Here is a 9034-nt window from a genome sequence, read left to right as displayed (position 1 = left end):
TGTTAAGAACTTTATTGATCTTTCAAATAAAGGATTTTATGATGGATTAACTTTTCATAGAGTGATCCCTAATTTCGTGATCCAAGGAGGATGCCCGGACGGTACCGGTGCCGGAGGACCAGGCTATAGTATTGACTGTGAATTAGACGGAGAAAACCAATATCATGATAGAGGAGTTTTATCCATGGCCCATGCCGGAAGAAACACTGGAGGTTCACAATTTTTCATTTGCCACAGTAGAGATAATACCTCACACCTGGATAGAAATCATACTTGCTTCGGAAAGGTGGTAGAAGGTTTAGAAGTGATTGATGATATTCGTCAAGGAGACCGCATTGAAAAAATCGTGATCTTAGAAGATTAAAAATCATCAGAGCTAATACTGTTGACCTTTTAATTTTATTAATTCCGCATGGAGCAAAAGCTTCATGCGGGTTTTAAAAGTCCTCCCAACTCGCATTACTTTAGCAAAAAAGATTAAAAGAAGCTTTGAGGATTTAATAGTAGTTTAAATCAATTCATTTCAAAGGGACTCCTTTATACCACTTCCTCACCTATAAACTGAAAAAAGGGATTTTAAGTCCTAAAGTTCAAATAAATCAATCTTTTCTGAAGAATTTCAATAAAAATACTTTATCGTTTTTTCCATTTAATTATATATAGAAAAAGAAAGAACTAATGTTAAAAACAGACAAAAATTAAATTTTAACCTAAATACATTACTCCCCCAATTCTCCCCTCTAATGATTGAATTAAAAAATTAAACAAACATTCTAGTTTTCAGTTTTACTGCTATGTAACAATTCTGAAAAAAGTTTATCTAGTTCTCCTTTACTTCAGCCACTAATTCCTAAAGAGCCATATCCAAAAAATTATAATTATGGGCATAGAACAAATCCCCCAAAACAGACCACAGAAAAAAAAGAACCCCGCAAATTAAAATATTAGCATTTCTAACATTACTTCAAGGCAATTTACCTTCAAATTCTCAGGCGAATCTTAGAATTTTTTATTTACTTTCTGACAGATTCCCTAAATATTAAATAAAAAGGAATAAGCCCCTTCAAAATTCTAAAGGAAGAAATAATTAAGTTCAAACCTGCCTGTTACGAATCCAATCCAAAATTAACCGAAATACTGTCTTACACATCCACTTGTCGCTTTTAGAATATTATATTACTGATTTCTAAAAGCGCCCACCTAAAAAAGTTCTTCAAACCACTTATTGGAATGTCTAAAGAAAAGAATAGAATACTAATATATGCCGAAGATCCAGGCACCCTAAAATCCCTTAACTACATCATAAATTTAAACCCAGACTATAAAACGATATGCTCCCAAAATTGGCACCATTGCTTAAAAAAGGCAGATTACTCAATACAGGTTATTGTAGTTCAGCTAAATGAAAAACACCTCGATTTAAAAAAGCTAAAACAATTATCATCACTTCACCCTGTTACACCAATAGTTATTGTATCAATGGTGAACAATGCCCAACAGGTATCCAAGGCATTTCGAAATGGAGCCAGAGACTATGTTTTAGCGGACCAGCAATTAAAACAAAACCTTTTAAACGCTTTAAATCATCTCATTAGGGATTCAGAGAAATCAGAATCAATTAATTTTTGCCAAGAAACCAATGCCAATTTCAGTCACTCAATAATTGGAGAAAGTCAGCCTATAAAAAAGGTAATTTCTACTTTAAAGAAGGCTGTTAAAACTAACATTACGGTATCCATCTTTGGTGAAACGGGTACTGGAAAAGAAATTACCGCTAAAACCATTCATGACAATTCTAAAATGTGTCATGGCCCTTTTGTTGCCGTAAACATAACGGCCATCCCCCCTGAACTAATCGAGAGCGAGTTATTTGGACATGAACAAGGAGCCTTTAGTGGAGCTATTAAAAGAAGAATAGGAAAATTTGAACTGGCCAATAAAGGTACCATTCTCTTGGATGAAATTGGTGAAATGAGTTTAAACCTACAGAGTAAACTTTTAAGGGTTCTACAAGAAAAAGAATTGGTAAGAATTGGGGGAAATGAGGTCATAAAATTAGATGTTAGGGTCATTACAGCCACCAACCGCAATTTATCCGAAGAGGTAAGGCAAGGAAATTTCAGAAAAGATCTTTATTACCGCTTACTAGGTATTCCAGTATACTTACCTCCTTTAAGGGAAAGAGGAAGAGACATTCTTCAAATTGCCAGACAATTACTTGAAGGTTTTTGCAAGGAAAACCATTTAACATCTTACAAATTCAGTGAAAAAGCTGAGAAGAAACTACTTACCTATTCATATCCTGGAAATATTAGAGAGTTAAAATCAATAATTGAATTGGCCGCCGTCATGGCCAACAATAATGAAATCAAGGAAAAAGACTTGATATTCGAAGACTCCCATGAAAAACCATTTTCCACTGATCAAGAGCTTACCCTAAAAGAATACAACTTAAAAATTATTCATCATTTTCTTCAAAAATATGATCATAATGTAATGAAGGTAGCTCAAAAACTACAAGTAGGAAAATCAACAATTTATCGGCACCTAAAAAATTTGGAAGAAAAAGAATACAGCTTTTAGAAAAAAAGAATTAGAAAAGAATGTAAAAAGGAATCTACCGACTCATTAACTTAACCCGACAGGAAACCATCAAATTGTCTTTTTAAAGATTTTTTTATGTTATCCTATAAGCCGGCCACCTCTCACTTATAGTCAAAAATCAGCTTCTTTTCGATTAAGCCACTTGTCATGGAAAAATTAAATTTTTCACCCTTTTAATACAAAAAAGATAGATCAAAGGGAATTTTAAAATTTTGCGTCCATCTCTCACTTAAGTTAAATTTTAAAAGTGTTACTTTGCAAAATCAAAGTTATACCTTCAAATATGAGGTATAGAAAAAATGATCTAAGATTATTTTTAATCTTTCGCTAATAAATAATTCTTTAAATTTAGAATTTTATAAAGGCCGTATAGTACTGTTTTTTTAAACTAATTTATGCACCTATAAGACTAAACAATACTAAATAGATGAAAAAGCCTGTCATTTTTTTACTATTAAGCAATCTTTTGATCTTTTTGGGTCTTTCCGTTAATGCACAATATATAACATTGGATTCTCTTAAAACATGGAAAAACGATGCCAACTCTCACTCTAAGCAAGGAGAGGAAGAAAGCACCCCTGACTCATTAAAAAATTGGAAAGCTGGCGGATTATTTTCCCTAAATTTTTCACAGGCCACTTTTAAAAACTGGGCCGGAGGAGGTGCCAACTCCATTGCAGGAAACTCTTTGATAGATGCTTATTTGAATTATAATGGGAAAAAGTATTCTTGGACCAACAGGTTGGTTTTAGCCTTTGGAAAACAGTTTCAAGAAGGACAAAAACCTATCAAGAGCGACGACAATATTAATTTCACCTCTAAACTTGGACGAAATTTTGTTGATAAATGGTATTATTCTACATTAATCGACTTTAAAACCCAGTTCGCCAAAGGTTTTGAAAATTCGGAGGAGGAAAACTATTTTTCACGCTTTATGGCCCCAGCATATCTTACCTACTCACTAGGTTTAGATTATAAACCAAAAGATCAATTTTCTTTCTATTTTTCTCCATTAACGGGAAGAACTATTATTGTTAATGATGAGCGACTGGCAAATGAAGGGCTTTATACCGTAACCCCTGGACAGAAGGCACAACATCAATTTGGAGGCTATTTAAATTTCTTTTTGAAGCAGGAAATTATGGAAAATATCAATCTTCAAACCAATATGGAGTTATTTTCCAATTATCTCTACAAACCCCAGAATATGGATTTTAATTGGGAGATTCTTATATCCATGAAAGTGAATAAATTTATTTCAGCCAGCCTAAATACCCAGTTTATTTACGATGACGATGTTAAAACTTCTATGACGGACTCCGAAGGGAACACTATCCTGAAAGGGCCCCGTTTGCAATGGAAAGAAGTACTTGGAATCGGATTATCTTTTAATTTAAATTAAGAATTAGAGATTAAAGTTTAACTTAAAACGCCAAATTAGGGTTCAATCCATAAACACTTATCAAATCAAGGAAACTTGGTACTCTTCAATTGCCAGTTTTTACATCTGTTGTTTTTTAATATTTTTTTAGTGAAATAATGAGCCAAATGATAGAACTTGGAAACGGTTATTTTATCCGGCCAATTAGTGAAGAAGACAATCCTTACATAGAGAATATTATACTTAATGTTTTAAAAGAATACGGGGCGGAAGGTGAAGGCTATGCAGGTAGTGACCCCGAGACAAAATCCATGTATAATGCCTATAAAGGTGAGCGGTCTTTTTATTATGTAATTACAAAAGAGGATAAGGTGTTGGGAGGAGGTGGAATTTCCCCATTAAGAGGAGGGGATGAAACCATATGCGAATTTCAGAAAATGTATTTCCTAAAAGAAGTACGAGGAAAAGGCCTGGGAAAAGCCCTTTTAAATATTTGCTTGGAGCAAGCAAAAAAACTGGGATTTAAAAAGTGTTATATAGAAACAACTCAACAAATGGATGAAGCTCAAGGCCTTTATCTTAAGGTGGGCTTCCGTCCTATTGAAAAATCCATGGGAAGCACTGGCCATTTTAAAATTGATCGTTTCTATTTAAAAGACTTTGAAAATGATGGAGAGTGAATAGTTAAGGGTGAGGAGTGACAATGAAATTCCCAATATGATTACCGCTCTTCACTCATTTTTATCAATTATGCATTATTAATTCCTTGGCCTTTGATTTTTTATCTCCTTTCTTTCTTCTCCTATTAAATCCAATTCCTTTATGCGGATGTTTTCCTATTTTGGTGGAAAAGAATTGCTCTATAGTCTCCAAATCATTTTCCATGTTTCCAGTTGGCTCAAATACAGGTCCTATCCCAGTAACCTTTTTGCCATAATCAATATAACACAATACAATTGGTACTTTGGCTTGTAGGGCCACACGGTAAAACCCTGTCTTTAGTCGATCTACGGCACTTCTTGTACCTTCAGGAGTCAACAATAAATACAATTCCTCATAATCGTCAAACAAATTTACCATTGCATCCACAGCACTAATTTTCTCTCCTTGCCTGGCAACCTCCCCCTTTTTTCTATCAATTCCTATTGCCCCACTTCTCTTCAATAAAGGACCAAGTAAGGAATCAGTCCATTCTTTTTTAATGGCATATTTAAAGTGTAAACCCAAAATATCAATAGTAGCAATTCCATACAAAAAATCCCAATTAGAGGTATGTGGAGCAGCACATACTACACATTTTGAAAAATCATCCGGAAATTTCCCCTCCACCTTCCATCCTGAACGGTAAAACCACCATCTCAATAGCCTTGACATAAATACCTATTTAAAAAAATTTCAATAAAAAAGTCCAACCTCTCTCCCCCACCAAAAAATAAGTTATTAAGAAAAAAGCGAAATACTTGAGAGGCCATCTTCTCATGGAACAAGCACCAATTTATTCAAACCAACCCCAATTCCACTCTTTTTCAAACGGCAATTTACTTTAAAAAAGTACCTGAAACAAAAATTTTAAACTTGGCCATAAATCAAATTAAGAATATGGTTTATGTTTTTCTGAGAAAATTTATATCCAAGTTCAAACAATTCCTCGGCTTTATGAAGCTCGAACACCTTGTAATGTTGCAGTCCAGGTGGTTCCAAAAAAAGATCACAAAGGTGAATCTGTCTATTCACATTACAGCCAATAGCCATAAAAAGGGAACGCTCCATCAAGCGTCTTAATGATAATTTATGCTCCCTAAAATCCTTATCAATTGGATTGCAATGTAGGGCTATAACCTTATCACAAATGGGCTTAATGGGTTTTACGGGTAAATTTTCAAGTACCCCCCCGTCCATAAATAGTTCTCCGTTAATTTCCACGGGTTGGAAAATTACTGGCAGACATGCTGAAGCCATTACGGGACGAATTAAAGGTCCTTCTTTAAAATAATGTAACTCTCCGGTCCGAACATTAGTAGCAGTGACCACCAATGGAATCTCTAAAGAAGAAAAATCATCAGAAGAAAGATGTTTCCGAAAAAGGCCTTCCAGCAAATTCATGGAAAATAAACCTCCCCGTTTAAAGGAAGGCTTAAAATATTTCCATAAACGAATCTTTCCAAAAATCTTCAACATCTCGTCAGGGGAAAACCCATAAGCATAAAGAGCACCAACCATGGCTCCAATACTAGAACCGGAAAGGATATCTATTTTTACTTTATGCTCATCCAATGTTTTAAGAATTCCGGCAAAGGCAAAACCCTTGGCCCCTCCCCCAGAAAATGTTAACCCCAATTTCATCCATGTATTCAATTCATGATGTCCAAAAATTAAAAGGTATCAATACGGACTATACATATAATAACTGGAATCAGGCTTTAGTTCACTATAATTTCTGGTTGAGCCCATGAACATGACTTAGAATTTTCTATTTACTGCAAAGGCCTTTTGGAACCTTAAAGACAAAACCTTTAGAACAATTCTAAAGTATTTCTTCCAATTTAAAAGTCTTGTCTACACGAACTCCCTTTTCGGTATTGATGAGGGTGCAACATTCATTTACAGAATCGTGCTCAAAAAATAAAATATACCCATTATCAACGGCTTCCTTTAAAAAAGATTCCTTTTCCTTTAAAGTCAATAAAGGACGAGTATCATACCCCATCACATAAGGAAGTGGAATATGCCCAACAGAAGGAATTAAGTCAGCAGCAAAAACTATGGTTTTATCTTTATATTTAATTTTTGGGAGCATTTGTTTATCGGTATGCCCATCTACAAAAAGAATGTCAAAAGATTCAAAAGGGGATCCCTCATTGACAGAAATAAAATTCAGATGCCCACTTTCCTCCATAGGCAAAATATTTTCACGTAAAAATGAGGCCTTTTCTCTAGCATTGGGTTGGGTTGCCCATTTCCAATGATCATCATTGGACCAATATCTTGCATTTTTAAATACCAATTCCAGCCTTTCTTTTTTCCCTTCCCCAGCATACTGAACTCCTCCCCCACAGTGATCAAAATGAAGGTGGGTTAAGAACATATCTGTAACATCGTCTGTGGAAAATCCCGCCTTTTTTAAGGAATTTTGTAATGACGCCTCTCCATGCAAATAATAATGACTAAAAAAACGAGCATCTTGCTTATCACCAATGCCATTATCAATTAAAATAAGTTTACTCCCATCCTCTATAAGTAAGCACCGCATTGCCCAGGTGCATAAGTTCTTTTCATCTGCAGGATTGGTTCTTTCCCATAAAACTTTAGGAACCACCCCGAACATGGCACCCCCATCCAGTTTAAAAAAGCCAGTATCTATCACATGTAGTTTCATAGTAGAATAATCAATAAATAAATGTTTAGGACCTTATAAAAAAATTTCAAAAAGCCAAAAAGCATCAAGTTTAATACACAAGATCCTCTTTTTGTATGGCGTAATTCTAAATAGTTTCTTTTAACTTGTAAATAGTAAAGTTATCAGATTGCCCGTGTTAAATAAAAAAAACCGTAAGAAATAAATCCTACGGTTTCAAAATCCAAATTCAAGCTCTTTTTATTCGGCAACAACTCCCATAGCGCCAAACTTATCCATTCTATCACTAATGCGTTCTTCTGCACTTTGAGCATTCAGTTCCTTCAAATTTTTAAAAATTGTCTCTTTTAAGGTTTCAGCCACTTCCGAGAGCGCTGTATGGGCCCCACCTAATGGTTCTTTGATAATGCCATCTACTAGCCCATTGGAAAACATATCATTTGCCGTTAATTTCAGTGCTTCAGCAGCCTGCTCTTTATAATTCCAAGTTCTCCACAAAATATTAGAACAGTTTTCTGGAGAAATTACAGAATACCAGGAATTTTCAAGCATGAGCACTCGGTCTCCAATTGCAATCCCTAAAGCCCCACCAGAAGCTCCCTCACCAATTATTATACAAATAACTGGTACTTTTAACATAAACATTTCCCTCAGGTTATGAGCAATAGCTTCTCCCTGACCTCTTTCCTCAGCCTCTAGGCCTGGAAAGGCTCCAGGAGTATCAATCAAGGTAACTATAGGTTTGTTAAATTTTTCAGCTATTTTCATTAAACGCAAAGCCTTCCGATACCCTTCAGGATTTGCCATTCCAAAATTCCTAAGCTGTCGTTCCTTTGTATTTCTTCCCTTTTGCTGCCCAATAAACATGAAAGACTGTCCCTCCATTGTAGCAAAGCCACCCACCATAGCCTTATCATCAGCTACTGTACGGTCACCATGAAGTTCAATAAAGTCATCAGTCATTGCATATATATAATCCAAAGTATAAGGTCTGTCGGGGTGTCTAGCCAATTGTACCCTTTGCCAGCGGGTAAGATTTTCAAATGTTTCCTTTTTAAGGCGTTCGATCTTCTCCTCCAGCGAAGCAACGGCTTCTGACACATCCACTTTATTCGCTTCGGCCAGATGCCTCATGTCAGCCAATTTAGCCTCCAGTTCCGCTATGGGTTTCTCAAATTCCAACATATCTGTTTTATGGTTTAAAACACAAATTTAGCAAATTATTCATTTTCTCCCGCTCACAATAAAAAAGATTTAGGTAAAAGCCACGCTTCCTCCTCTTCCAATTGGCAAATTGCATATCCAATTATCGTCTAAAAATAGTTGCTTTCAGTAGCCGAATTCCCAAATCCCCTTTTCAGCATTATTATAAAGCAGTGCTACTTGGGTGTTTTTATGTTTAACATTTCAAATATAAGAGAGTGGGAAGAATTTTCATGCTCCTCCAATAATAATCTTTCAATAACCTATTTTTCGAAAAGCTCAGTCAAACTTACTAATCAGGGATTATCCTACACTCCGTCATTTTTTATTCCAGCAAACTTAAATAAAAAAAAAGGTTAACCAGAAAATCCAACCTCATTGAAAAAACAAAAAACATTTACCTTTTAAAGGAACAACAGGAATCTGGGGATCTCTAATCATTAAAGGTTAACACAACACATCTTTAAGACGAATCTTATCCAAACCCTTTT

The 9034-nt window shown here is 35.1% G+C and carries 8 protein-coding genes; 4 read left to right on the top strand and 4 right to left on the bottom strand.

The features are described 5' to 3' along the window. The 4 genes from E1171_RS14030 to E1171_RS14015 all read left to right on the top strand — a co-directional run. Positions 1–364 (top strand): peptidylprolyl isomerase (locus tag E1171_RS14030; protein WP_155206659.1); only part of this gene is annotated, 364 nt, incomplete at its 5' end. Positions 365–1230: 866 nt separating this feature from the next. Further along, positions 1231–2583, top strand: coding sequence for a sigma-54 dependent transcriptional regulator (locus E1171_RS14025; RefSeq protein WP_155206658.1), 1353 nt, complete (start codon positions 1231–1233; stop codon positions 2581–2583). 448 nt (positions 2584–3031) lie between these two features. Continuing rightward, entirely contained in the window at positions 3032–4006 is a 975-nt protein-coding gene (locus E1171_RS14020) for a DUF3078 domain-containing protein (protein WP_155206657.1), read from the top strand. A gap of 146 nt (positions 4007–4152) precedes the next feature. Further along, on the top strand, positions 4153–4665 hold the full coding sequence (locus tag E1171_RS14015) for a GNAT family N-acetyltransferase (RefSeq protein WP_187696455.1): 513 nt from the start codon (positions 4153–4155) through the stop codon (positions 4663–4665). A gap of 64 nt (positions 4666–4729) precedes the next feature. Here the strand turns inward: E1171_RS14015 and E1171_RS14010 are convergent, their stop codons facing one another. The 4 genes from E1171_RS14010 to E1171_RS13995 all read right to left on the bottom strand — a co-directional run bounded on the left by E1171_RS14010 (position 4730) and on the right by E1171_RS13995 (position 8525). Further along, on the bottom strand, positions 4730–5359 hold the full coding sequence (locus tag E1171_RS14010) for a 1-acyl-sn-glycerol-3-phosphate acyltransferase (RefSeq protein ID WP_155206655.1): 630 nt from the start codon (positions 5357–5359) through the stop codon (positions 4730–4732). Between the two features lie 195 nt (positions 5360–5554). Continuing rightward, on the bottom strand, positions 5555–6328 hold the full coding sequence (locus E1171_RS14005; protein WP_155206654.1) for a patatin-like phospholipase family protein: 774 nt from the start codon (positions 6326–6328) through the stop codon (positions 5555–5557). A gap of 181 nt (positions 6329–6509) precedes the next feature. Then, on the bottom strand, positions 6510–7361 hold the full coding sequence (locus E1171_RS14000) for an MBL fold metallo-hydrolase (RefSeq protein WP_155206653.1): 852 nt from the start codon (positions 7359–7361) through the stop codon (positions 6510–6512). A gap of 219 nt (positions 7362–7580) precedes the next feature. After that, positions 7581–8525 carry an acetyl-CoA carboxylase carboxyltransferase subunit alpha gene (locus E1171_RS13995; RefSeq protein WP_155206652.1) on the bottom strand — a complete coding sequence of 315 codons (945 nt, stop codon included), beginning with the start codon at positions 8523–8525 and terminating at the stop codon, positions 7581–7583. Between the last annotated feature and the right edge of the window lie 509 nt (positions 8526–9034).

The sequence above is a fragment of the Xanthovirga aplysinae genome (assembly GCF_009711365.1).
In the GTDB taxonomy this organism is placed as follows: Bacteria; Bacteroidota; Bacteroidia; order Cytophagales; family Cyclobacteriaceae; genus Xanthovirga; species Xanthovirga aplysinae.
The sequence above is the reverse complement of the archived record's forward strand: the minus strand, read 5'-3'. Positions and strand labels throughout refer to the sequence as shown.